We start from the raw sequence: 22,651 nt of genomic DNA, 5'->3' as shown, positions 1-22,651 counted from the left end.
CATGGCCCACCGGCCCTTGCAGAAGGCGTCACTGAAGATGACGCTGTCGAAGAAGACCCAGAAGCGGCTGCTCGGCGTCGGGGGTGTGGCACTGCTCGCCGGACTCAACGCGCCGGCCGCCATCGGCTTCGCCTCGGAGCAGTACCACGAGTACAAGATCGCCCAGCCCGGCTACCAGGCGAAGTACGGCTCGTGGAAGCAGCTGGCCATCCCGAAGGAGTTCCGCACCAACGCCATCCACGCGGCGCTCCTGCACACCGGCAAGGTGCTGATCGTCGCGGGCTCCGGCAACGAGCAGAAGAAGTTCGACAAGGGGTCCTTCGACACCGTCCTGTGGGACCCGAAGGCCGACACCTACAAGAAGATCGCCACCCCGGTGGACTTCTTCTGCGCCGGACACGCCCAACTGCCCAGCGGCCGCATGCTGGTGGCCGGTGGCACGGCCCGCTACGAACTGCTCGACGGCGAGGTCGAGCGGGCCGGCGGCGGTATGCGTGTGAAGAACGAGAACCCGGACAAGCCCATCGTCCTCAAGAAGGGCACCCGTTTCCGCTCGCCCTCCGGCGTCGAGTACGTCAGCCGCTTCGACGTCACCGTGCCCAAGGCCGAGCGCACCCAGAAGATCACCTACAACAGGGCGGGCGTCATGCAGCCCTGGAAGACGAAGGTCAAGGCGAGCGAGGCCCGGGTCTTCGTCGAGGCCACCGAGGACGGCCCCGCGCCGGTCACGGACAAGCGCGCCCAGTACGAGATCCTCGGTCTCAAGGGCAAGGACGCCGACAACACGTACGGCCTCTCCGAGAAGATCACCATGGAGAAGCAGGACTTCCAGGGGATCAGGGCCGCCTACGAGTTCGACCCGACGGCGGAGAAGTACGTGCCCGTCGAGCCGATGGACAAGGCCCGCTGGTACCCGACGCTCGTCGGCCTCCAGGACGGGAAGGTGCTCGCGGTCTCCGGGCTCGACGACGTCGGCGTGATCGACCCCGGCGACAACGAGATCTACGACCCGAAGAGCAAGAAGTGGACCCCTGGGCCCAAGCGCTACTTCCCCACCTATCCGGCGCTCTTCCTCACCAAGGGCGGCAAGCTCTTCTACCCGGCCTCCAACGCCGGTTACGGGCCCGCCGAACTCGGCCGGGACGCGGGCCTGTGGGACCTGAAGACCAACAAGTTCCAGAAGGTGCCCGGGCTGAGCGACCCGGACGTGACGGAGACCTCGACCTCGCTGCTGCTGCCGCCCGCCCAGGACCAGAAGGTGATGATCCTCGGCGGCGGCGGGGTCGGCGAGTCCAAGAAGTCGACCTCGCGCACGGCCGTCGTCGACCTCAAGAAGGCGAACCCCGCCTTCGAGGACGGCCCCGACCTGCCGCAGGGCACCCGCTATCTGAACAGCGTGATCATGCCGGACGACTCGGTGTTCACGTCCAACGGCGCCCGGGACTACCGCGGGCGCGGCGCCAGCAACATCCACAAGGCGCAGTTCTACGACCCGAAGACCAACTCGTTCCGCCAGGCCGCCTCACCGAAGGTCGGCCGCAACTACCACTCCGAGGCGCTTCTGCTGCCCGACGGCCGGATCGCCACCTTCGGCTCCGACCCGCTCTTCGACGACCAGCAGAACACCAAGCTCGGTCACTTCGAGCAGCGCATGGAGGTCTTCACCCCGCCCGCCCTGCACAAGAACGGCAAGAACAGGCCGGTCCTCGGCGACGGACCGCAGGAGGTGGACGGCGAGGGCCGCGCCACCTTCGCCACCCGGCACCCGGAGAAGGTCGTGAACGCCCGGCTGATGCGGCCCAGCGCGGTCACCCACACGACCGACGTCGAACAGCGGTCCATCGCGCTGGAGGTCACGAAGTCCAAGGACTCGGTGACCGTGACCGTGCCGAAGGACCGGACGCTGGTGCCGCCCGGCTGGTACATGCTGTTCGTGTCGGACGCGGACGGAACCCCGTCCGAGGCGAAGTGGGTCCAGGTCACGTGACGTACGCGCCCTACTGGGACCTGGAGTTGCGGGCGAGCCCCAGCGCGTAGTCCGCCCACCACTGGCCGGCCGCGGGGCCGCCGCGGCACTGTCCGTCCGACTCGCCGGGCCGCTTGATCCACAGGTACGCGTCCACGACCGGGTCGCCCGTGTCGGTGGTGGGCGGGGTGCCGAGCGCCCGGCCCGGCGGGTTGCACCAGGCCTGCGACGGGTCGCCCCGCAACGGGCCGTTGCCGTTGCGGCTGGTGTCCACGACGAAGTGCTTGCCGCCGAGAGCCGCCGAGAGGCGGTGGCCGTACTCCTTGGTGATCCCGTCCGTCTGGAAGTTGGAGACGTTCAGGGCGAAGCCGTCGGCGTTCGCCACCCCGGCCCGCCCGAGAGGCTCCACGAGCTTCTGCGGCTCCTGGATCCAGTCCGGGTTGCCCGCGTCCAGGTACACCTTCGTGTGCGGCTGCTCCTTCAGCCGCACGATCGCCTCGGAGAGCAACTGCTCGCGCTGCGCGTGGTACTCGCCCGGTGTGCAGCCGTCCACGATGTGGGCGACCGCGTCGGGCTCCAGGACGACCAGCGCGGGACTGTCGCCGAGGGCCCGTGCGAACCGGTCGATCCAGTCCCGGTAGGCGGCCGCGTCACGCGCCCCGCCCGCCGAGTGCTGACCGCAGTCGCGGTGCGGGATGTCGTACGCGACGAACACGGGCGTCCGCCCTTCCCCGGCCGCCGCCCCGGTCGCCTTCCTGATCATCGCCTCGGGGTGGTCGCCCGCCGGCCACAGCGCCGCGGGCCGGTCCGCGATGCGCTTGAGCAGCCGGGCGTCGTTCCCCCTGCCCTGCCGCTCCCACGCGCGGGCCTGCCGGGCGGCGGGGCTCTGCGGATCGATCCAGAACGGGGAACCGGCGGCGGGGCTCGCCTGCGCGCGGGTCTCACCGGCCGGCGCGACCGGACCGTCCCCGGACGGCGACGAGCAGCCCGTCACGGGTCCCAGCGCGGCGAACGCGGCGAGCGCCGCGAAGGTACGGGTACGGACACGGGTACGGGTCGGCCGGAACATCCTGCCCCCTCGGGTGAAGGTGACCGTCAGTGACGGTTTTCCGGCCATCGTGACATAAGGGATCTATCGGTCATGGGTGCGACACCGCGAGCCGCCCGTCCCTTGTCGTGCCGTCAGGCCCCGCCCGAGGCCAGCGCGATGCCGAGCGGCGTCCTCTCGTACAGCACCTGGTGCCCGTACCGGTGCGGGACGAGCAGGCCCGCGTCGCGCAGCGTCGCCAGGTGCGCGGAGACGGACGAGGGCGCGAGGCCGAGGCGGTGCGCGAGGGCCGTGGTGGCGGCGGGTTCCGCCAGCGCGGCCAGCACGGCCGCCCGGCCCCGGCCCAGCAGCCGTACGAGGGCTTCGGGAGTACGGTCGGACGGTTCCGCCCACAGACCCCCGATGCCCCGGGCCGGGTAGACCAGCGCCGGCTGCCAGGGCGGGTCGAAGCCGCTCACCACGTCCGGCCAGGTGAAGACACTGGGCATCAGGACCAGCCCCCGGCCGCCCAGTTCGCGTACGTGCTCTCCCCGCGAGTCGACCGTGAGCCTGCCCGCGTCCCAGGCGACCCGCCGGTCCAGCTCGGGCAGCAGTCCGGCGAGGCCCACCTCGGCGAGACGGCGGGAGTGGAAGGCGATGTCGGCCTCCAGAAGGGCCCGGAGCCTTGGCCAGACGGGTTCCACGAGGGTGTGCCAGGCCGCCTCCATCGTGTCCGCCAGCTCGCGCACCGCACGGGCGGGATCGGCGAGCATCGCCCGCCCGGCCGGGGACTCCGTGGCGCCCGGGGTGTCCGCGAGGGAGAGCGCCAGCTCGGCCCGCGCGACCCCGGGGGCCGTGGCGCGCACGGCGGCGATCTCCTCCTCGAACGTGGCCGCGGGCCCGATCGGCGGCGGCATCAGACAGTCCGGGCTGTTCCCGCGCTGCGGCATCAGCAGCCACAGGGGTTCCAGGTCCAGCTCGGCCGCCGCCGAACGGATGCGGCGCAGCCAGGCGGAGTGGTAGCCCTGCCGCTCCGGGCGCCGCAGGGTGCGTACCGCCTCGTGCGTCTCCCACAGGGGTGACAGCGCGAAACGGCAGTTGAGAAAGTCGTCCTCCCCGAAGTGGAGGTGGTACGGCATCGCGCCTCCCGGGTGCGGGGCGGAAAGATTCGGCCTGGGCCGAAACTCTATGGCGTCCGGTACGGCCACGCGACGCTGCTGCCATGCCAGAAGAGACACAGACCGCGACGCCGGCACCCGAGCCACCTTCCGTCGGCACCCCCTCCGTCGACGCGCCCCCGGTCGACGCGCGGGGGAGCGGGTACCGCAGGGTTTTCGCCGTCGGGGAGTTCCGGGTCGTCTTCGCCGCGCACGCCCTGTCCCTGCTGGGCGTCGTCGTCAGCGAGATCGCCCTGACCGTCCTCGTGTACGAGCTGACGGGATCGCCGCTGCTCAGCGCACTCGCCTTCGCGCTGGGCTTCCTGCCGTACCTCGTGGGCGGCACGCTGCTGTCCGGAGTGGCCGACCGGTTCCCGGCCCGCCGCGTACTCGTCGTGTGCGACCTCGTGTGCGCCGGATGCGCGGCGCTGATGGCCCTGCCCGCAACCCCCGTCGCCGCACTGCTCGCCCTGCGGTGCGCCATCGCCGCCGTCTCGCCGGTGTTCAGCGGCACCCGGATGGCCACACTCACGGAGATCCTCGGGGACGGCGACCTGTTCGTGCTCGGCCGCTCCCTGCTGCGGATCGTGTCGCAGAGCGCCGTGCTCGTGGGCTTCGGCCTGGGCGGCGTCCTGCTCACCTTCGTACCGCCGCGCGGGGCGCTGGTCATCACCTTCGGCACCTTCCTCGCCTCCGCGCTGCTGCTGCGCGTCGGCACCCGGCGCAGGCCCGCCCGGGCCGGTGGCGGAGCGCTGATGCGGTACTCGCTCGCCGGCACCCGGCAGGTCCTGGCCGACCGCCGGATCCGGGCGCTGCTCCTCCTGCTCTGGGTGCCGCCGATGTTCGTCGTCGCGCCGGAGGCACTGGCCGCCGCGTACGCGGACGAGATCGGGGTGGGCACGGCCTGGGTCGGGCTGCTGATGTGCGCGATGCCCGTCGGGACGATCGCGGGGGAGCTGTACGCGGGCGCCGCCCTGTCGCCCGCGGCCCGCTCCCGGATCGTGCTGCCCCTCGCGGGCTGCGGGCTGCTGCCGCTGCTGGCCTACCCGTTCCACCCGGACCTCGGCTGGATCCTGCTCGCCCTGCTGGTCGCCGGGGTGACGGGCGCGTACACCCTGGGACTCGACCGCTGGTTCGTGGACGCCGTGCCCGAGGAACTGCGCGGGCGGGCCATGACCGTGCACACGGCCGGGCTGATGACCATCCAGGGCGTGGGCATGGCGCTGGCGGGGGCGGCCGCCGAGTTCTGGCCGGTCAGCACGGTGGTGGGCGGGGTCGGCGTGCTCGGGACGGTGTGCTGTCTGCTCCTGGCGCTGGAGGTGCGGCGTACGGCGGACGCCGCGGTCGGGGCGCGGAAAGAAGGGTGAGGAAGCGGGGCGAATACCGAAAGGCGAGACGGGGCTGACCACGATATGACCGGCCGGTAGGGTCTTTGCCGTGCCGAAGCCGCTCAGCCTTGCCTTCGATCCCATCGCCCGAGCCGACGAACTCTGGAAACAGCGCTGGGGGTCCGTGCCGTCCATGGGCGCGATCACCTCGATCATGCGCGCGCACCAGATCCTGCTCGCCGAGGTCGACGCGGTGGTCAAGCCGTACGGGCTGACGTTCGCCCGCTACGAGGCGCTGGTGCTGCTCACCTTCTCCAAGGCCGGCGAGCTGCCGATGTCCAAGATCGGCGAACGGCTGATGGTCCACCCGACGTCCGTCACGAACACGGTGGACCGGCTCGTACGGTCCGGGCTCGTCGACAAGCGGCCCAACCCCAACGACGGACGCGGCACCCTCGCCTCGATCACCGACAAGGGCCGCGAGGTCTGCGACGCGGCCACCCGCGACCTGATGGCGATGGACTTCGGGCTCGGGGCGTACGACGCCGAGGAGTGCCGGGAGATCTTCGCCATGCTCAGACCGCTGCGGGTGGCGGCGCACGACTTCGACGAGGAGTAGCGCCCGCTCGGCGCGGCGGGACGCGGGGGCGCGCGAAGATCGTGGCAAACCGGTGGTTACGCTCGTAGCCATGAAAAAGAGCGTGCTGACCCGCTACCGCGTCATGGCCTACGTCACCGGTGTCCTGCTGGTCCTGCTGGTCCTCGGGATGATCGGCAAGTACGTGCTCGACCTGGACGGCGCCGCGGACTTCACGCGTGTCGTCAGCGTCGCGCACGGCTGGCTGTACGTCGTCTACCTGGTCTTCGCCTTCGACCTGGGCTCCAAGGCGAAGTGGCCGGTACCCAAGCTCCTGTGGGTCCTGCTCGCGGGCACGGTCCCGACCGCCGCCTTCTTCGTGGAGCGCAAGGTCAGCCGCGAGCTGGAGTCCAAGGTCACCGAGGACCCGGGCGCGGTCGCGAAGGCCTAGCGCCGGGCGCACGGGCCGCTCCCCGGCTGCTCGGGACGCTCGGGACGCGTCGGCTTCAGGGGACTCACCACCGCCACGGACGTATCCGTGGCGGTCTGCCATCGACATTTACTAGGACGTCCTAGTAAATTCGAGGGTATGGACGCTGACGCCATCGAGGAGGGCCGCCGACGCTGGCAGGCCCGTTACGACGCTGCACGCAAGCGTGACGCCGACTTCACGACACTCTCCGGGGACTCCGTGGAACCGGTCTACGGACCGCGGCCCGGGGACGCCTACGAGGGGTTCGAGCGGATCGGCTGGCCCGGGGAGTACCCCTATACGCGGGGTCTCCACGCGACGGGCTACCGGGGGCGGACGTGGACCATCCGGCAGTTCGCCGGTTTCGGGAACGCCGAGCAGACCAACGAGCGCTACAAGATGATCCTCGCCAACGGCGGGGGCGGGCTCTCCGTGGCCTTCGACATGCCCACGCTCATGGGGCGCGACTCCGACGACCCGCGCTCGCTCGGCGAGGTCGGCCACTGCGGAGTCGCGATCGACTCGGCGGCCGACATGGAGGTCCTGTTCAAGGACATCCCGCTGGGTGACGTGACGACGTCGATGACGATCAGCGGGCCGGCCGTACCGGTCTTCTGCATGTACCTGGTGGCCGCCGAACGGCAGGGCGTGGACCCGGCCCTGCTCAACGGCACGCTCCAGACCGACATCTTCAAGGAGTACATCGCGCAGAAGGAGTGGCTCTTCGAGCCCGAACCCCATCTGCGGCTCATCGGCGACCTGATGGAGCACTGCGCGCAGAAGATCCCCGCGTACAAGCCGCTGTCGGTGTCCGGCTACCACATCCGCGAGGCCGGTTCGACGGCCGCGCAGGAGCTGGCGTACACCCTCGCCGACGGCTTCGGCTACGTGGAGCTGGGGCTCAGCCGCGGCATGGACGTGGACGTGTTCGCGCCCGGCCTCTCCTTCTTCTTCGACGCGCACCTCGACTTCTTCGAGGAGATCGCCAAGTTCCGGGCGGCGCGGCGGATCTGGGCGCGGTGGATGCGGGACGTGTACGGGGCGCGCTCCGACAAGGCGCAGTGGCTGCGGTTCCACACGCAGACCGCAGGTGTCTCGCTGACGGCCCAGCAGCCGTACAACAACGTCGTCCGGACGGCGGTCGAGGCGCTGGCCGCGGTGCTGGGCGGCACCAACTCGCTCCACACGAACGCGCTGGACGAGACGCTCGCGCTGCCGTCCGAGCAGGCGGCGGAGATCGCGCTGCGCACCCAGCAGGTCCTGATGGAGGAGACCGGCGTCGCCAACGTCGCGGATCCGCTGGGCGGTTCCTGGTACGTCGAGCAGCTGACCGACCGCATCGAGGCGGACGCGGAGAAGATCTTCGAGCAGATCCGCGAGCGGGGGCTGCGGGCCCACCCCGACGGGCGGCACCCGATCGGGCCGATCACGTCCGGGATCCTGCGCGGGATCGAGGACGGCTGGTTCACCGGGGAGATCGCGGAGTCGGCGTTCCAGTACCAGCGGTCGCTGGAGAAGGACGACAAGCGGGTCGTGGGGGTGAACGTCCACCACGGGTCGGTCACGGGTGACCTGGAGATCCTGCGGGTCAGCCACGAGGTGGAGCGGGACCAGGTGCGTCAGCTGGCCGGCCGCAGGGCCGCGCGGGACGAGGCGGCCGTGCGGTCGTCCCTGGACACCATGCTGGCCGCCGCGCGGGACGGTTCGAACATGATCGGCCCGATGCTGGACGCGGTGCGCGCGGAGGCGACGCTGGGTGAGATCTGCGATGTACTCCGGGAGGAGTGGGGGGTGTACACGGAGCCGCCGGGCTTCTGACCGGCCTGTTCTCGGAGCGGCTCACGGGTGGGAGGCCGCTCCGGCCAGGCCCAGGAGTAGGACTCGGGTGAAGGACTGGGCCCAGGGGGTGTCCACCGGCTCCGCGCTGACCAGCGTCCGGTGCACCACCGCCCCCGCCACCATGTCGAAGATGAGATTCACCGTCCGATCCGCGGAAGAGGGGTCCGACTCCGGCGGAAGCTCACCACGGACCTGCGCCCGAGCCCGCCCCTCCAGCACCAGCCGCTTCTGACGGTCGACGACCGACGTCCGGATGCGTTCCCGCAGCGCGTCGTCCCGGGTCGACTCCGCGAGCACGGCCAGCAGCCCGCTCTTCGCCTCCGGGCGGGCCAGGATCGCCGCGAACTGGAGCACCACCCCTTCGATGTCCGCCGCGAGAGTCCCCCGGTCGGGCAGCTCCAGTTCGTCGAACAGGGCCGCCACCGCGTCGACCACCAGCTCGTTCTTGCCCGCCCAGCGTCGGTAGAGCGTCGTCTTCGCGACGCCCGCGCGGGTCGCCACGTCGCCCAGTGTCAGGCCGGACCAGCCCAGGTCCACGAGAGCCGCACGCGTCGCCGCCAGGATCGCCTCGTCGGCCTCGACGCTGCGTGGACGTCCCGTTCGGTGGGCGGAACCGCGACTCTGCATGTCGGCGACCATATCCGGACGTTCCGCTGAGGGGGATCCTGTGGACGGGTGAGGGAGATCACCGGGACGGGCTTCCCCCGGCCGTCCCGGCACAGTTACGCTACGAGCCGTAGCGAAAGCGCGACGACCACGCGGCGCCAGGTGGGGACCCGGCGTCAGAAACACGTATCAGGACTGGCTTTCACAGCGCTTTTCACACAGGCGCGCGGAGGGGGGAGGATAGACGCATGCAGCCACGGAACATGTCCATGAGCGGAGTCGTCGACCTCGCCGCGGTGAAAGCGGCCCAGGAGGCCAAGGCGAAGGCGGAGCAGGCGCGCGCCGAAGCGGTACGACAGGGGGGCGGGGCCGTTCCCGCCGTGTCCGCGTCGAGTCTCGTCATCGACGTCGACGAGGCGGGTTTTGAGCGGGACGTCCTGCAGCGCTCCACCGAGGTGCCGGTCGTCATCGACTTCTGGGCCGAGTGGTGCGAGCCGTGCAAGCAGCTCAGCCCGCTCCTGGAACGGCTCACCGCCGAGTACAACGGCAAGTTCGTTCTCGCCAAGATCGACGTCGACGCCAATCAGATGCTGATGCAGCAGTTCGGGATCCAGGGGATTCCGGCGGTCTTCGCGGTGGTGGCCGGCCAGGCCCTGCCGCTCTTCCAGGGCGCCGCTCCCGAGGCACAGATCCGGGGCACCCTGGACCAGCTCGTCCAGGTCGCCGAGGAGCGGTTCGGGCTCACGGGCCTGATCGTGGACCAGGACGGCGACGGGGGTCGGCCGGGTGAGTCCGCGGGGGCTGCCGAGGTGCCGGCCGGACCGTACGACGCGCTCCTCGAAGCCGCCGTGCAGGCGCTGGACGCGGGTGACCTGGGCGGCGCGGTCCAGGCGTACAGGAACGTGCTGGCCGACGACCCGGCGAACACCGAGGCCAAGCTGGGCCTCGCCCAGGCCGAACTGCTCCAGCGCGTGCAGGGCGTGGACCCCCAGCAGGTGCGCAAGGAGGCCGCGGACCGGCCCGGTGACGTACCGGCGCAGATCGCCGCCGCGGACCTGGATCTGGTGGGCGGCCATGTGGAGGACGCCCTGGGACGGCTCGTCGACACCGTGGCGCGTACGGCGGGCGACGACCGTGAGGCTGCGCGCGTACGGCTGCTGGAGCTCTTCGAGGTCGTCGGCGGCGACGATCCGCGTGTGACGGCCGCGCGCAGGGCCCTCGCCCGCGCTCTGTTCTGACCAGTCGCTAAACGCCGACACCCGTGATGCCCGGGTGAAAGATTTGCCGACACAGCTACATAGTGGCCGCGCTTTACCAAAACTTGGTAAACGCGGCCACTGTTACTGGGAGTAAGTCCGGGGCGTTGATCTGTCGGATTCCGTCCAATATTCGATCACTTTGTCGCCTCCGTAGGGGCCACCCTCGGTGGTCGCTCGACACCGACGGGTCGTTGTTCGGTTATCCGCCCGTTACTAGCCAGTAACGAACCCCCTTGTGCGGGCGGCGAGAATGCACCACGATCGGCGACGCTCGGTCCATTACCCTCCCCCGACAACCACTCGGGTCAGCGGGTTTTCTTGGGTCCCCACCGAGTAGGGGCGGCGGCAGTGGCGCCGGTCCTTGGACAGGGGGGTCTTCGCCGCTCGGCGGAGCCTGTCCGGCAGGTTGTGCGTGAAGTGTTCAGGCGCGACCAGTGGTTGTCGCTCGGGGGTGATCGCCGGTGATTCGGGTGCGTTGCGCGCCTCCGGGTTCGGGCGCTCTCCTTCCCGAGGACGTAGCACTTCTCCCATCCCTGCCCGGCTGAGTCGCTGTCTGGCGGCGGCCAGGGCCGGAGATGTACGTCCGAGAAGGAGGAAATATGGAGTCCCAGGTGCGTGGCGGGACCAGATGGAAGCGGTTCGCCGTTGTCATGGTGCCCAGCGTGGCCGCCACGGCGTGCATAGGCATCGCCCTTGCACAAGGCGCTCTCGCCGCGTCGTTCAGCGTGTCGGGTCAGTCGTTCAAGGTGACGGCGGACCAGTTGGTCGGCACCGGCTTCTCGCAGTACGGAGCCATCGACCAGGGGTACACGCTCAAGGGCGACAAGACGGCGCACCCGGTCGCGGTGTCGGCGTTCAAGTCCGCCTCGATCACGAACATGTGCCAGTCCGTGGTCACCCCGGACGTTCCGTTCTTGGGGTCCGTCAGCCTGACCCTGAAGGCCGGCGGCGGCAGCAAGCCGGTAGAGGCCGAGAACCTCTACATCGACGTCGAGGACCTCTCGGCGAACGCGACCTTCACCAACATCGACATCGGTGTTGCGGCCAAGGACGCCAGCAAGGGGCCGGGAATCGCCAAGGGTGACCAGGCGAACCCCTACGGCTTCGCGCAGCAGGCCGAGAAGGCCGTGCTGACCGACGTGAAGCAGACGGCGTGGGCGACCACCGCCGGCACCTTCAAGCTCAGCGGTCTGAAGATGTCGCTGTCCAAGGGTGTCAAGGAGTGCTACTAAGCACTCCCTGGGCGGGTGAGGGAGCCTGTGCTGCCTCGCCCGCCCGTCCCCCCTGCTCAGTCCCACTGAGCAGTACGTTGCTCAGTCCTGCTGAGTAGTACGTGAACCTCTCACAGCAACGCCGTTCCAGGGAGCTGTTTTCCATGAGCGCCGAGACTCCTGCAGGGAATCCTGCCGCGCGCGGTCAATTCACCTACTGGCGGCTGCGGTTCCGTGCCTGGCGTGGTGGCCGTCCGTTCTGGGCCGGCCTGTTCATCCTGCTCGCGGGATTCCCGATCGCGTACTTCCCGTACGCGAACCTTCAGATCGGGCATCTCACGCTGGCCATGGCGACGACCGCGGGTGCCGGTTCGCTCATCATCGGAGTGCTCCTGGGTGTGCTCGGCATCAGCCTCTGGTACCAGAAGCACGTGCGGGTCTTCGCCGGTGTCGCGGCGATCCTGCTGGGGCTGGTCTCCATCCCCGTGTCGAACCTCGGTGGCTTCCTGATCGGATTCCTGCTGGCCCTGATCGGCGGTGGGATGGCGGTCGCGTGGGTGCCCGGCGACGAGTCGGCCGCACACCGGACCGGGACGGACCGTACGGACAAGGGAGGCGTTCCGCAGGCCGCGCCGGCCGACGGGGCGAGTGAGCCGAACGATCTGTCAGGAACGAGCCCCACCAACGGGGCGAACGGGAGGCACAGTGCCGGCTGACGAGGTCCAATACGCGGACTCCGCGGGCGAGTCTCGTGCGAGAACCGGGCCGCGGCACGCAGCCCCCAGGAAACCGCTGTTCACCAGGCTGCACGTGCCCGCGGGCAAGGCGATAGCCATAGCGTCGATGCCGACCGCGATCCTCATGGGCATGGGGTTCACGCCGACCCTCGCCCAGGCCGACGACAAGCCGTCGGCGAAGAACCTCACGATCGACGAGTACAAGGACTGCGTCGAGGCGCTGGACGAGAGCGGCAAGGACGACAAGGCCGACGAGGAGCAGGACCCGACGGCGACCCCGTCGCCCTCCGCCTCGGCCTCGACGAGCGCTCCCGCCTCGGACGACGACTCCGCCGACGACTCCGAAGGCAACGGTTCGACGGGTGGTGGCTCTTCCTCGGATTCAGGTTCCGAGGACAAGCCCGACCCCGAGCCGTCCGCCTCGACGAGCAAGCCGGCCGAGTCCGGGAGCGGCGCGTCCACCCCGACGCCCACCCCCTCGCAGAGCACCGGCAACGTCCTGGACGAGATCGGCGACGCGCTCGAGGACATCCTCACGCCCGGCGGGAAGGAGACCGCGACCCCCACCGCGGAGCCGTCCGCCACGCCGAGCCCGTCCGCCACGAAGAGCGCGTCCGACCCGGTCGACGACGCCGAGGACACCGTCAAGGACACGGCCGGCAAGGCCGAGGACACGGACAAGGACGTGACCGACAAGGCGTCCGAGGCCGCGAAGGACGCCACGGAGAAGGCGGAGGACGCGGCCGACGAGGCCACCGCCTCCCCGACGCCCAGCCCGTCCGCGAGTTCCACCACGGACCCGGACGACTGCCCGGCCGCCACGGACGACGAGAGCGGTGTCGAGCAGGGCATCCCCGCCCTGGCCGACGACCCGTGGATGCTGGAGGCCAGCTCCCTGACCCTCAAGGGCGCCGACTACCAGGGCATCGTCAAGGTGAAGACCGCCAACGGCTCGGTCAAGAAGGTCCTCAAGTACGTGATCTCCAACGGTACCGACATCGGCGACCTGCACCAGATAGTCGACGACAAGGACGCCGGCGTGCGCTACCACGTCCAGGGGGGCAGCGGCACGACGTCCACCATCAAGGGCGGCAAGACGGTCATGTACACGGAGAGCATCTCCGGGAACCTGCTCGGTCTGATCCCGATCACGTTCGACCCGGAGAACCCTCCGCCGCTGAACATCCCGCTGATCTACTTCACGAAGGTGAAGGTCGTCCAGGCCGCCCAGTTCGGCGGAGACCTGACGATCCCCGGGATGCGGCAGTACAACACCCCCCTCGGCTAGACCCCGCCAGAACCCCGCTGGACCCCTCGGTCCGGTTCGGGAGCCGCACAGGGCAGCGCCCCGGTTCTTCCGCTCACGCGGAAGCCGGGGCGCCGCCGCGTTCCGGCCCGGGGCGGGTACGCGCTTGGAGGTTTCTGATGAACGGTCTCTTCGACGACCTGGACCGGCTCGACCTCGACGGGCATGTGCGTCGGTGGTCGGCGCGGGAGGTCGCGCGAGCCGGCGGGGAGGTGAACCAGTGGATCGCGGCGGCCGGCGCCTTCACCTTCCGGCTCCAGGCGGACCCGGTGCCGCTCTCCGACGAGCGGTGGCGCGCGGTCGGAGCGGCGTGAGCGGCTCTGTTGGCCGCCGCCGAGCGGTCGGCCGGGCCGCAGGGTGGCGAATGGCTGATGCGTGACCTGTGGCTCAGGGCGTGGCTGCTGGAGAACGTGGGGCCGCGCCCGGACGTGCCCCTGCTCGATCCGCGGACGCCCTTCGACCGAGCCCTGGACGCACTGCCCATGAGCCATCCGGAGACGGCCGAACTGGCCCCACGGTGGCGGGAGTTGACGCGGCCGCAGATGCTCTCCCTCCGGAGAGCGAAGCAACTGCTGGCGGTCATGCGTTCCGTGGCGCCCCACGTCGAGGACCATCCCCGGTGGCCCGAGCACGAGGCCTGGCAACGACTGGCAGGCGACCTGCCGTAGCGGTACCGGACGGCACCGCGAACGGCCGAGGGCGCCCCCCCGTGTGGCAAGGGGCGCCCTCAGCTGCGTACGGGAGCGGTCAGCCGCCCAGGTGGTGGACGCGGACCATGTTCGTGGTGCCGGTGACGCCGGGGGGCGAGCCGGCGGTCATCACGACGATGTCGCCGTCGCTGAAGCTCTTGAGCTTGCGCAGCTCGCTGTCGACCAGCTCGACCATCTCGTCGGTGCTGTGCACGAACGGCACGACGTGCGACTCGACGCCCCAGCTCAGCGAGAGCTGGTTGCGGGTGCCCTCGTCCGTGGTGAACGCCTGGATCGGCTGGGCGGCGCGGTAGCGGGAGAGGCGGCGCGCGGTGTCACCGGACTTGGTGAACGCCACTAGGCCCTTGCCGCCGAGGAAGTCCGCGATCTCGCACGCGGCACGGGCGACGGAACCACCCTGCGTACGCGGCTTCTTGCCGGGCACCAGCGGCTGCAGCCCCTTGGAGAGCAGCTCCTCCTCGGCCGCGACGACGATCTTCGACATCGTCTTCACGGTCTCGATCGGGTACGCGCCGACGCTGGACTCGGCGGACAGCATGACCGCGTCGGCCCCGTCCAGGATCGCGTTGGCCACGTCGGACGCCTCGGCGCGCGTCGGGCGGGAGTTGGTGATCATCGACTCCATCATCTGGGTCGCGACGATCACCGGCTTGGCGTTGCGGCGGCAGAGCTCCACCAGGCGCTTCTGCACCATCGGGACCCGCTCCAGGGGGTACTCGACGGCGAGGTCGCCACGGGCCACCATGACACCGTCGAAGGCCGCCACGACGGCCTCCATGTTCTCCACCGCCTGGGGCTTCTCCACCTTGGCGATGACGGGGACCCGGCGGCCCTCCTCGTCCATGATCTTGTGGACGTCGTTCACGTCGTGGGCGTCGCGCACGAAGGACAGCGCGACCAGGTCGCAGCCCATCTGCAGGGCGAAGCGCAGGTCGTCGACGTCCTTCTCGGACAGCGCCGGGACGTTCACGGCCGTACCGGGCAGGTTGATGCCCTTGTGGTCCGAGATGACGCCGCCCTCGATGACGATCGTCTTCACGTTCGGGCCGTCGACCTCGACGACCCGCAGCTCGACGTTGCCGTCGTTGATCAGGACCTGGTCGCCCTTGGAGACATCGCCCGGCAGACCCTTGTAGGTGGTGCCGCAGATCGACTTGTCGCCCGGGACGTCCTCGGTCGTGATGGTGAACTCGTCACCGCGCTCCAGCTCCACGGGGCCCTCGGCGAAGGTCTCCAGCCGGATCTTCGGGCCCTGGAGGTCGGCCAGGACGCCGATGGCGCGGCCGGTCTCCCGGGCGGCGGAGCGGACCCGCTCGTAGCGGCCCTGGTGCTCGGCGTGGGAGCCGTGGCTGAAGTTGAAACGGGCCACGTTCATGCCGGCCTCGATCAGCGAGACGAGCTGTTCGTGGGAGTCGACGGCGGGACCGAGTGTGCAGACGATTTTGGAACGGCGCATGAGGGCGATCCTATCGGTTTGTTTCGCTTCGGAATATTCCGTCTGGCGGAAGATACAAATGGGCGGGCGTGCGCTCAGGCGTGGACCTGTGCGGTTGTTTTCCCGTCGTTCTCCCGGCTGACTTTCTAATGTTTTCGAGGCTTTCTCAGGCGGCCCCGGCGTTCCCGTCCCGCACGAGCGCGTACGTCTGGTTCGCGATCTCCAGTTCCTCGTCGGTCGGCACGACGGCCACCGCGACCCGCGCGCCCTCGGGTGAGATCAGCCGCGGTTCGCCGGACCGTACGGCGTTCAGCGTGCCGTCGACCTCCAGGCCCAGCGACTCCAGGCCCGCGATCGCGGCCTCGCGCACCGCGGCCGCGTTCTCCCCCACGCCGGCCGTGAAGACGACCGCGTCGACCCGGCCCAGTACCGCGTAATACGCGCCGATGTACTTCTTCAGTCGGTGTATGTAGATGTCGAAGGCGAGCTGTGCCGGGGCGGCGTCCTCGCCGCCCTCGTCGATTCGGCGGCGGATCTCCCGCATGTCGTTGTCACCGCACAGTCCGAGCAGCCCGCTCTTCTTGTTGAGCAGAGTGTCGATCTCGTCCGTGGACATTTCGCCAACGCGCGTCAAATGGAAGATGACCGCCGGATCCACGTCTCCGGAGCGCGTACCCATCACGAGCCCCTCCAAGGGCGTCAGGCCCATGGAGGTGTCCACGCACCGGCCCTTCTCGACCGCGGAGGCCGACGCGCCGTTGCCCAGGTGCAGCACGATGACGTTCACGTCCTCGGGCGCCCGGCCCAGCAGCCGCGCCGTCTCGCGGGACACGTACGCGTGCGAGGTGCCGTGGAAGCCGTACCGGCGGATGCGGTGCTCGTCGGCGGTCTTCACGTCGATGGCGTAACGGGCCGCGGACTCCGGCATCGTCGTGTGGAACGCCGTGTCGAAGACCGCGACCTGGGGGAGGTCGGGGCGCAGCGCCTGGGCGGTCCGGATGCCGGTGAGGTTGGCCGGGTTGTGCAGCGGCGCCACCGGGATGAGGCGCTCGATCTCGGCGAGGACCGCGTCGTCGACGACGGTCGGCCGGGTGAACCGCTTGCCGCCGTGCACGACCCGGTGGCCGATCGCGGCCAGTTCGGGGGAGTCCAGGCCGAGCCCGTCCCGGGACAGCTCCTGGGCGACGGCCTTGAGCGCGGCCTCGTGATCGGCGACCGGCCCGTCGCTCTCGCGGGCCTCACCGCCCGACGCCAGCGGGGAGTGCTTGAGCCGGGAGGTCTCCTCGCCGATGCGCTCGACGAGGCCTGCGGCCAGCCGGCTGCCGTCGCCCATGTCGAGCAGCTGGTACTTCACCGAGGAGGACCCGGAGTTGAGGACGAGGACGCGGGTGGCACTCACAGGACGGAAACCTTCGTGGTGGGGGTGGCGTCGGGGGAGGGGGCCTGCTCCGCGGGGCCGGTCGCGGGACGGGCCTGCGCCTGGATCGCGGTGATGGCGACCGTGTTCACGATGTCCCCGACGAGCGCGCCACGGGACAGGTCGTTGACCGGCTTGCGCAGACCCTGCAGGACCGGTCCGACGGCGATCGCGCCGGCCGACCGCTGCACGGCCTTGTACGTGTTGTTGCCGGTGTTGAGGTCCGGGAAGATCAGCACGGACGCCTGCCCGGCGACCTTCGACCCCGGCAGCTTGGTCGCCGCCACGGACGGCTCGACGGCCGCGTCGTACTGGATCGGCCCCTCGACGCTCAGATCGGGGCGCCGTGAGCGCACCAGCTCGGTGGCCGTGCGCACCTTGTCGACGTCCGCGCCCGAGCCGGACGTGCCGGTCGAGTACGAGAGCATCGCGATCCGCGGCTCGACCCCGAACTGCTCGGCGGTGGCGGCGGCCTGGATGGCGATGTCGGCCAGTTGCTCGGCGTTCGGGTCGGGGTTGACCGCGCAGTCGCCGTACACGAGGACCTGGTCGGCGAGGCACATGAAGAAGACCGAGGAGACGATGGACGCCTCCGGCTTGGTCTTGATGATCTCGAAGGCCGGGCGGATGGTGGCCGCCGTGGAGTGCACGGACCCCGAGACCATGCCGTCGGCGAGACCTTCCTGCACCATCAGCGTGCCGAAGTAGTTCACGTCCGAGACGACGTCGTGGGCCAGCTCGACGGATACGCCCTTGTGGGCCCGCAGCTGGGCGTACCTCTCGGCGAACCGGTCGCGCAGCTCGGAGGTCTGCGGGTCGATCAGCTGGGCGGCGCCGAGGTCGATGCCCAGGTCGGCGGCCTTCTTGCGGATCTGGTCGACGGGCCCCAGCAGGGTGAGGTCGCAGACACCGCGGCGCAGCAGCACCTCGGCGGCGTGCAGGACGCGTGCCTCGGTGCCCTCGGGCAGCACGACGCGCCGCTTGTCGGAGCGGGCCTGCTCCAGGAGCTTGTGCTCGAACATCATCGGCGTGACGCGGCTGCTGCTGGGCGCCGAGACGCGCCTGAGGAGGTCGCCGGTGTCCACGTACCGCTCGAAGAGGCCGAGGGCCGTCTCCGCCTTGCGGGGTGTGGCCGCGTTCAGTTTGCCTTCCATGGCGAAGAGTTCGGACGCCGTGAGGAAGGAGCCCGTCTCGACCGCGATCACCGGGGTGCCGGGGGCCAGCCGGGCGGCCAGGGTGAGGACGAGGTCGCTCGGGCGTTCGTTCAGGGTGAGCACCACGCCGGCTATGGGCGGGGTGCCCGCGCTGTGCGCGGCGAGGGCGCCCACCACGAGGTCGGCGCGGTCGCCGGGGGTGACGACCATGCAGCCCGGGGTCAGCGCGCCCAGGAAGTTCGGCAGCATGGCGCCGCCGAACACGAAGTTCAGCGCGTCGCGGGCGAGTCCGGCGTCGTCGCCGAGCAGCACCTTGCCGCCGAGGGCGTGGGTGATCTGGGCGACCGTCGGCGCGGAGAGCGCGGGCTCGTCGGGGAGGACGTGGCACGGCACGGGGAGGCGGTCGGCGAGTTGTTCGTGGAGGTCGCCGCGGTCGGCGGGGGCGACGCGGTTCACCACCATCGCGAGGACGTCGCAGCCCAGCCCGTCGTAGGCGCGGAACGCGTTGCGGGTCTCGGCGAGCACCGACTCCACGGTCTGCTTGCGGCCACCCACCACGGGGATCACGGACGCGCCGAACTCGTTCGCCAGGCGCGCGTTGAGCGCCAGCTCGTCCGGGAACTGGGTGTCCGCGTAGTCCGTACCCAGGACGAGGACGACGTCGTACTCGCGGGCCACCCGGTGGAAGCGGTCGACGAGCTGCGAGACCAGTTCGTCGGTGCCCTGGTCGGCCTGGAGCGCGGACGCCTCGTGGTAGTCCATGCCGTAGACCGTCGCCGGGTCCTGCGCGAGGCGGTAGCGGGCGCGCAGCAGCTCGAAGAGCCGGTCGGGGCCGTCGTGGACCAGGGGCCGGAACACCCCCACCCGGTCCACCTGGCGGGTCAGGAGCTCCATGACTCCCAGCTCGATGACCTGGCGGCCGTCACCTCGGTCGATCCCGGTCACGTACACGCTGCGCGTCACGCGTGCTCTCCGTTTCCTCCGATGTCGGTAAAAACGCAGCCGACGTCGTCGGCTGAGCCCTCTTGACAGTACCTCCGGGCATGGTTAAGGCGCCCGTCAGGCCGAGGGCGGGCGGGGGTTCCGGCGGGGCGGGGAAGGGGGGTCGGGGGCTTCAGGAGGGCTCGGCGGGGGCCTGAGGGGAGCGGCGGGGGCGCGTCGGTGGTCGAGGGGGCGCGAAGGGTGCGGACAGCGGCCCCCGGTGGCCCATGAAACAATCGGACTGGCTCTCAGGCACCACAGGAGACACGGCCCCACAGCGAGCAGGAGACACAGCACGATGCGTATCGGAGTTCTTACCGCAGGCGGCGACTGTCCGGGACTGAACGCCGTCATCCGGTCGGTCGTGCACCGGGCCGTCACCAATTACGACGCCGAGGTCGTCGGTTTCGAGGACGGGTACGCGGGACTGCTCGAAGGCCGTTACCGCAGCCTCGACCTGGACGCCGTCAGCGGCATCCTCGCCCGCGGCGGCACCATCCTCGGCTCCTCCCGCCTCCAGCGCGACCGTCTCCGTGAGGCCTGCGAGAACGCCCAGGACATGGCGCGCGAGTTCGGGATCGACGTGCTGATCCCGATCGGCGGCGAGGGCACACTGACGGCGGCGCGGATGCTGTCGGACGCGGGCCTGCCCGTGGTCGGCGTCCCCAAGACGATCGACAACGACATCTCGTCCACGGACCGCACCTTCGGATTCGACACCGCCGTCGGCGTCGCCACGGAGGCGATGGACCGCCTCAAGACGACCGCCGAGTCCCACCAGCGGGTGATGGTCGTCGAGGTCATGGGCCGCCACGCCGGCTGGATCGCCCTGGAGTCCGGCATGGCCGCCGGTGCCCACGGCATCTGCCTGCCCGAGCGGCCCTTCGACCCGGCCGACCTGATCAAGATGGTCGAGGAGCGCTTCGCCCGCGGCAAGAAGTTCGCGGTCATCTGCGTCGCCGAGGGCGCGCACCCCGCCGCGGGCAGCATGGACTACGGCCACGGCGAGATCGACCAGTTCGGCCACGAGCGCTTCCAGGGCATCGGGACGGCGCTGGCGTACGAGCTGGAGCGCCGCCTGGGCAAGGAGGCCAAGCCGGTCATCCTCGGCCACATCCAGCGGGGCGGCACGCCGACCGCGTACGACCGGGTGCTCGCGACGCGCTTCGGCTGGCACGCGGTGGAGGCGGCGCACCGGGGTGAGTTCGGCCGGATGACGGCGCTGCGCGGCACGGACGTCGTGATGGTGCCGCTGGCCGAGGCGGTCACCGAGCTGAAGACCGTCCCGAAGGACCGGATGGACGAGGCGGAGTCGGTCTTCTAGGCGGCACCGGGACGTCGCGGCGCCGTACCGGCGCCCTTGAAGGGGCGAGGTGCGGCTCCGCCACGGGGGCGCGACCGGCCTCACCGGGCCCGCGGTCTTGTCATCGCGCTACCGGCGGGGCGCTCGGCCCTCACCTCTCGCCGTCGCGCCGGATCGTCGTCCAGAAGCGGTCGACGATCCGGTCCAGGAAGTCCCGGCCCGCGTCGTCGGCCTCGGCCGCCGCCGCGCCGCCGCCCCAGCTCAGGGTCGGCACCATCCGCCCCTGGTACTCGGTGTGCAGGGCCCGCAGCGCGTGCCCCACGATCCGCCGCTCCAGCGTCAGCAGTTTGCCCACCGGGCGGACGTACGCCTGCCAGCGGGTCGTCACCGCGCCGCGCAGCATCATCGCCAGCTTCGGCTCACGGCCGGTGACCGTGACGAGGTCGGCCGGCGAGAGGTCGAGCACCCGGGCGAGCGCTGCCGACTGCCGTTCGCTGCCGCGCCATTCGTCGGCCTCCTCCATCCGTACGTACGCGAGGAGTTCGAGCCCCACGGCGCGTGCGACGTCCTCGGCCGGCAGACCGCGGGCGATCCGGTGCTCGCGCAACGTCCGCGGCGCGCCGATGAGTTCGCTCGGCGAGCACCACAACACGCCCGCGAGGGCTATCAGTTCACTGTTGCCCGGTGCGATCAGGCCCCGCTCCCAGGCGTCGACCAGGTCGGGCGTCACGTGCGGCAGTCCGAACGAGGTCCGTATCCCGTAGGCGACATGCTCGGGACCCATGCCGAGGGCGATACGCAGGGTCCGGGCGGTAGGGGCGTCGAAGGGCGGGGTGGGCTGCGGGGCCGACTGTTGGTGCACGGGCACAACGTATGGGCCCGGGGCTGCGGTGACTACGGTCTGTTCGGCCAGGCTCACGGATTGTGGGAACCTACTATTTCGGACAGTTGTCCAGGGAACTCACGCGTAGACCGGCGGGCCCGGACCGCGGCGCACGCGCGGGCGGGCGGTCGCGGCGCGTGAGCGCCCGGCGGCTGGGGCATGCGCCATGAGCAGCATCGAAGGGCATATGCGGCAAGAGCGCCGCGATGGCGGAGTGCGGGCTTCCGGCGGAGGTGCCGACGGGCGGGCGATCGCGGGTGCGCCCCCTGTCGCGCCCCCTGGTGGGCGCGTCGGCGGCCCAGTGCTTCGGGAACGCGCGGCGCGAACCATTCGGTGAGAGAAACGTCTACGGACGGTGACGGCCGCCGCCCGCACAGCCTCGACACAGGAGTCACACAGAGTTGCCGGGGGCATAGAGGGGTGACCCGCGGGGCGGTCAGCCCTTGACCGCCCCGCCCAGCGCGAACCCCCCGCCCAGCTTCCGCGCCACCAGCACGTACAGCAGGATCACCGGGGTGGAGTAGATGATCGAGAACGCGGCCAGCTGTCCGTAGACCACCGTCCCGCGGTTGCCGAAGAAGTCGTTGATGCTCACCGACGCCGGCATCTGCTCCGGTGAGAGCAGCAGCATGAACGGGACGAAGAAGTTCCCCCACATCGCCACGAACGAGAAGACGGTCACCACCGCGATCCCCGGGCCCATCAGCGGCAGCACGACCCGCAGCAGCGACTGGAACGACGACGCCCCGTCCGTCCAGGCCGCCTCCTCCAGCTCCTTCGGCACGCCGTCCATGAAGTTCTTCATCAGCCAGATGGCGAACGGCAGTTGGGAGGCGGTGAAGAAGAAGATCGTGCCCTGCATGGTGTCGATGAGGTTCACCTGGACGAACAGCGCGTACACCGGAACCATGATCGCTGTGATCGGCAGGCTCGTCGCGAAGATGATCGTGAGGAGGAACGGGCGGTTCAGCCGGGACCGGAAACGTGAGAGCGGATACGCGGCCAGCGCCGCGCAGACCACCGTCAGCAGGGTCGCGCCGCCGCACAGGATCAGGCTGTTGAGCAGGGGCGTGAAGGTGATGTCCGGCTTCAGGACCGCGTCGAAGTTGTCGAGCGTGACCCCGTCGGGCAGCTTCACCTTCAGCCCGGCGCGCGGGTCGAGGGAGGACAGGATCACCCAGGCCAGCGGCAGGACGAAAGCGGCCGCGACGAACAGCAGGCTCGCGTCGGCGGCGTAACGGCGTTTGGCGCGGCGGGTGTTGAGGGTCGTACGCGCGGCCATC

At 70.4% G+C, this 22,651-nt stretch carries 20 protein-coding genes; 12 read left to right on the top strand and 8 right to left on the bottom strand.

Annotated elements, in window-relative coordinates; translation table 11 throughout:
- The first annotated feature begins 1 nt into the window (after position 1).
- On the top strand, positions 2–1,987 hold the full coding sequence (glxA, locus tag IE278_RS17710) for a radical copper oxidase GlxA (protein ID WP_373312017.1): 1,986 nt from the start codon (positions 2–4) through the stop codon (positions 1,985–1,987).
- 10 nt (positions 1,988–1,997) lie between these two features.
- Here glxA and IE278_RS17705 read toward each other — a convergent pair whose 3' ends face one another.
- Entirely contained in the window at positions 1,998–3,035 is a 1,038-nt protein-coding gene (locus IE278_RS17705) for a glycoside hydrolase family 6 protein (RefSeq protein WP_189773414.1), read from the bottom strand.
- A gap of 113 nt (positions 3,036–3,148) precedes the next feature.
- On the bottom strand, positions 3,149–4,132 hold the full coding sequence (locus tag IE278_RS17700) for an ArsR/SmtB family transcription factor (protein ID WP_189773412.1): 984 nt from the start codon (positions 4,130–4,132) through the stop codon (positions 3,149–3,151).
- An 83-nt stretch (positions 4,133–4,215) separates the two neighbouring features.
- Between IE278_RS17700 and IE278_RS17695 the strand changes: the two genes are divergently transcribed.
- The 4 genes from IE278_RS17695 (at position 4,216) to icmA (ending at position 8,345) form a co-directional block, all read left to right on the top strand.
- A complete protein-coding gene (locus IE278_RS17695) occupies positions 4,216–5,517 on the top strand; it encodes an MFS transporter (RefSeq protein WP_189773410.1) in 1,302 nt (433 codons plus the stop codon).
- A 70-nt stretch (positions 5,518–5,587) separates the two neighbouring features.
- The gene (locus IE278_RS17690; RefSeq protein ID WP_189773407.1) at positions 5,588–6,097 is read left to right on the top strand and encodes a MarR family winged helix-turn-helix transcriptional regulator; all 510 of its coding nucleotides are present in this window, start codon (positions 5,588–5,590) and stop codon (positions 6,095–6,097) included.
- A gap of 70 nt (positions 6,098–6,167) precedes the next feature.
- Positions 6,168–6,506, top strand: coding sequence for a DUF3817 domain-containing protein (locus IE278_RS17685; RefSeq protein WP_189773405.1), 339 nt, complete (start codon positions 6,168–6,170; stop codon positions 6,504–6,506).
- A gap of 138 nt (positions 6,507–6,644) precedes the next feature.
- The gene (icmA, locus tag IE278_RS17680; RefSeq protein WP_189773403.1) at positions 6,645–8,345 is read left to right on the top strand and encodes a coenzyme B12-dependent isobutyryl-CoA mutase large subunit; all 1,701 of its coding nucleotides are present in this window, start codon (positions 6,645–6,647) and stop codon (positions 8,343–8,345) included.
- A gap of 21 nt (positions 8,346–8,366) precedes the next feature.
- Here the strand turns inward: icmA and IE278_RS17675 are convergent, their stop codons facing one another.
- The gene (locus IE278_RS17675; RefSeq protein ID WP_189773402.1) at positions 8,367–8,993 is read right to left on the bottom strand and encodes a TetR/AcrR family transcriptional regulator; all 627 of its coding nucleotides are present in this window, start codon (positions 8,991–8,993) and stop codon (positions 8,367–8,369) included.
- 227 nt (positions 8,994–9,220) lie between these two features.
- Here IE278_RS17675 and IE278_RS17670 point away from each other — a divergent pair, with 227 nt between their 5' ends.
- The 6 genes from IE278_RS17670 to IE278_RS17645 all read left to right on the top strand — a co-directional run bounded on the left by IE278_RS17670 (position 9,221) and on the right by IE278_RS17645 (position 14,153).
- Positions 9,221–10,210, top strand: coding sequence for a tetratricopeptide repeat protein (locus IE278_RS17670; protein WP_189773400.1), 990 nt, complete (start codon positions 9,221–9,223; stop codon positions 10,208–10,210).
- Positions 10,211–10,830: 620 nt separating this feature from the next.
- The gene (locus tag IE278_RS17665; RefSeq protein ID WP_189773398.1) at positions 10,831–11,463 is read left to right on the top strand and encodes a DUF6230 family protein; all 633 of its coding nucleotides are present in this window, start codon (positions 10,831–10,833) and stop codon (positions 11,461–11,463) included.
- Between the two features lie 143 nt (positions 11,464–11,606).
- On the top strand, positions 11,607–12,158 hold the full coding sequence (locus tag IE278_RS17660) for a DUF6114 domain-containing protein (RefSeq protein ID WP_189773396.1): 552 nt from the start codon (positions 11,607–11,609) through the stop codon (positions 12,156–12,158).
- Positions 12,148–13,467: a hypothetical protein gene (locus IE278_RS17655; protein ID WP_189773394.1), complete on the top strand. Its 1,320-nt coding sequence runs from the start codon at positions 12,148–12,150 to the stop codon at positions 13,465–13,467. The genes IE278_RS17660 and IE278_RS17655 overlap by 11 nt, the downstream gene beginning before the upstream one ends.
- Positions 13,468–13,604: 137 nt before the next feature.
- The gene (locus IE278_RS17650; RefSeq protein WP_189773392.1) at positions 13,605–13,799 is read left to right on the top strand and encodes a hypothetical protein; all 195 of its coding nucleotides are present in this window, start codon (positions 13,605–13,607) and stop codon (positions 13,797–13,799) included.
- A 57-nt stretch (positions 13,800–13,856) separates the two neighbouring features.
- Positions 13,857–14,153 (top strand): hypothetical protein, encoded by a 297-nt coding sequence (locus IE278_RS17645; RefSeq protein WP_189773390.1) that lies wholly within the window; start codon positions 13,857–13,859, stop codon positions 14,151–14,153.
- A gap of 79 nt (positions 14,154–14,232) precedes the next feature.
- Here the strand turns inward: IE278_RS17645 and pyk are convergent, their stop codons facing one another.
- From pyk to pta, 3 genes are all read right to left on the bottom strand, one after another.
- Complete coding sequence (gene pyk / locus IE278_RS17640) at positions 14,233–15,651, bottom strand: pyruvate kinase (RefSeq protein ID WP_189773389.1); 1,419 nt, start codon at positions 15,649–15,651, stop codon at positions 14,233–14,235.
- 145 nt (positions 15,652–15,796) lie between these two features.
- Entirely contained in the window at positions 15,797–17,029 is a 1,233-nt protein-coding gene (locus IE278_RS17635) for an acetate kinase (protein WP_189773388.1), read from the bottom strand.
- Positions 17,026–19,164, bottom strand: a complete 2,139-nt coding sequence (gene pta, locus IE278_RS17630; RefSeq protein WP_189773387.1) for a phosphate acetyltransferase — start codon at positions 19,162–19,164, stop codon at positions 17,026–17,028. The genes IE278_RS17635 and pta overlap by 4 nt, the downstream gene beginning before the upstream one ends.
- Before the next feature lie 316 nt (positions 19,165–19,480).
- Here pta and IE278_RS17625 point away from each other — a divergent pair, with 316 nt between their 5' ends.
- Complete coding sequence (locus IE278_RS17625) at positions 19,481–20,506, top strand: ATP-dependent 6-phosphofructokinase (RefSeq protein WP_189773386.1); 1,026 nt, start codon at positions 19,481–19,483, stop codon at positions 20,504–20,506.
- Between the two features lie 130 nt (positions 20,507–20,636).
- Here IE278_RS17625 and IE278_RS17620 read toward each other — a convergent pair whose 3' ends face one another.
- Both IE278_RS17620 and IE278_RS17615 read right to left on the bottom strand, forming a co-directional pair.
- On the bottom strand, positions 20,637–21,347 hold the full coding sequence (locus tag IE278_RS17620) for a helix-turn-helix domain-containing protein (protein ID WP_373312016.1): 711 nt from the start codon (positions 21,345–21,347) through the stop codon (positions 20,637–20,639).
- 457 nt (positions 21,348–21,804) lie between these two features.
- Positions 21,805–22,650, bottom strand: coding sequence for a carbohydrate ABC transporter permease (locus IE278_RS17615; RefSeq protein ID WP_189773383.1), 846 nt, complete (start codon positions 22,648–22,650; stop codon positions 21,805–21,807).
- Between the last annotated feature and the right edge of the window lies 1 nt (position 22,651).

Source organism: Streptomyces tauricus, assembly GCF_014650955.1.
Classification (GTDB): Bacteria; Actinomycetota; Actinomycetes; order Streptomycetales; family Streptomycetaceae; genus Streptomyces; species Streptomyces tauricus.
The sequence above is the reverse complement of the archived record's forward strand: the minus strand, read 5'-3'. Positions and strand labels throughout refer to the sequence as shown.

Coding starts and splice junctions, on each gene's coding strand:
- glxA (WP_373312017.1), top strand. CDS start 2: ATGGCCCACCGGCCCTTGCAGAAGGCGTCACTGAAGATGACGCTGTCG.
- IE278_RS17705 (WP_189773414.1), bottom strand. CDS start 3,035: ATGTTCCGGCCGACCCGTACCCGTGTCCGTACCCGTACCTTCGCGGCG.
- IE278_RS17700 (WP_189773412.1), bottom strand. CDS start 4,132: ATGCCGTACCACCTCCACTTCGGGGAGGACGACTTTCTCAACTGCCGT.
- IE278_RS17695 (WP_189773410.1), top strand. CDS start 4,216: ATGCCAGAAGAGACACAGACCGCGACGCCGGCACCCGAGCCACCTTCC.
- IE278_RS17685 (WP_189773405.1), top strand. CDS start 6,168: ATGAAAAAGAGCGTGCTGACCCGCTACCGCGTCATGGCCTACGTCACC.
- icmA (WP_189773403.1), top strand. CDS start 6,645: ATGGACGCTGACGCCATCGAGGAGGGCCGCCGACGCTGGCAGGCCCGT.
- IE278_RS17675 (WP_189773402.1), bottom strand. CDS start 8,993: ATGCAGAGTCGCGGTTCCGCCCACCGAACGGGACGTCCACGCAGCGTC.
- IE278_RS17670 (WP_189773400.1), top strand. CDS start 9,221: ATGCAGCCACGGAACATGTCCATGAGCGGAGTCGTCGACCTCGCCGCG.
- IE278_RS17665 (WP_189773398.1), top strand. CDS start 10,831: ATGGAGTCCCAGGTGCGTGGCGGGACCAGATGGAAGCGGTTCGCCGTT.
- IE278_RS17660 (WP_189773396.1), top strand. CDS start 11,607: ATGAGCGCCGAGACTCCTGCAGGGAATCCTGCCGCGCGCGGTCAATTC.
- IE278_RS17650 (WP_189773392.1), top strand. CDS start 13,605: ATGAACGGTCTCTTCGACGACCTGGACCGGCTCGACCTCGACGGGCAT.
- IE278_RS17645 (WP_189773390.1), top strand. CDS start 13,857: ATGCGTGACCTGTGGCTCAGGGCGTGGCTGCTGGAGAACGTGGGGCCG.
- pyk (WP_189773389.1), bottom strand. CDS start 15,651: ATGCGCCGTTCCAAAATCGTCTGCACACTCGGTCCCGCCGTCGACTCC.
- IE278_RS17625 (WP_189773386.1), top strand. CDS start 19,481: ATGCGTATCGGAGTTCTTACCGCAGGCGGCGACTGTCCGGGACTGAAC.
- IE278_RS17615 (WP_189773383.1), bottom strand. CDS start 22,650: ATGGCCGCGCGTACGACCCTCAACACCCGCCGCGCCAAACGCCGTTAC.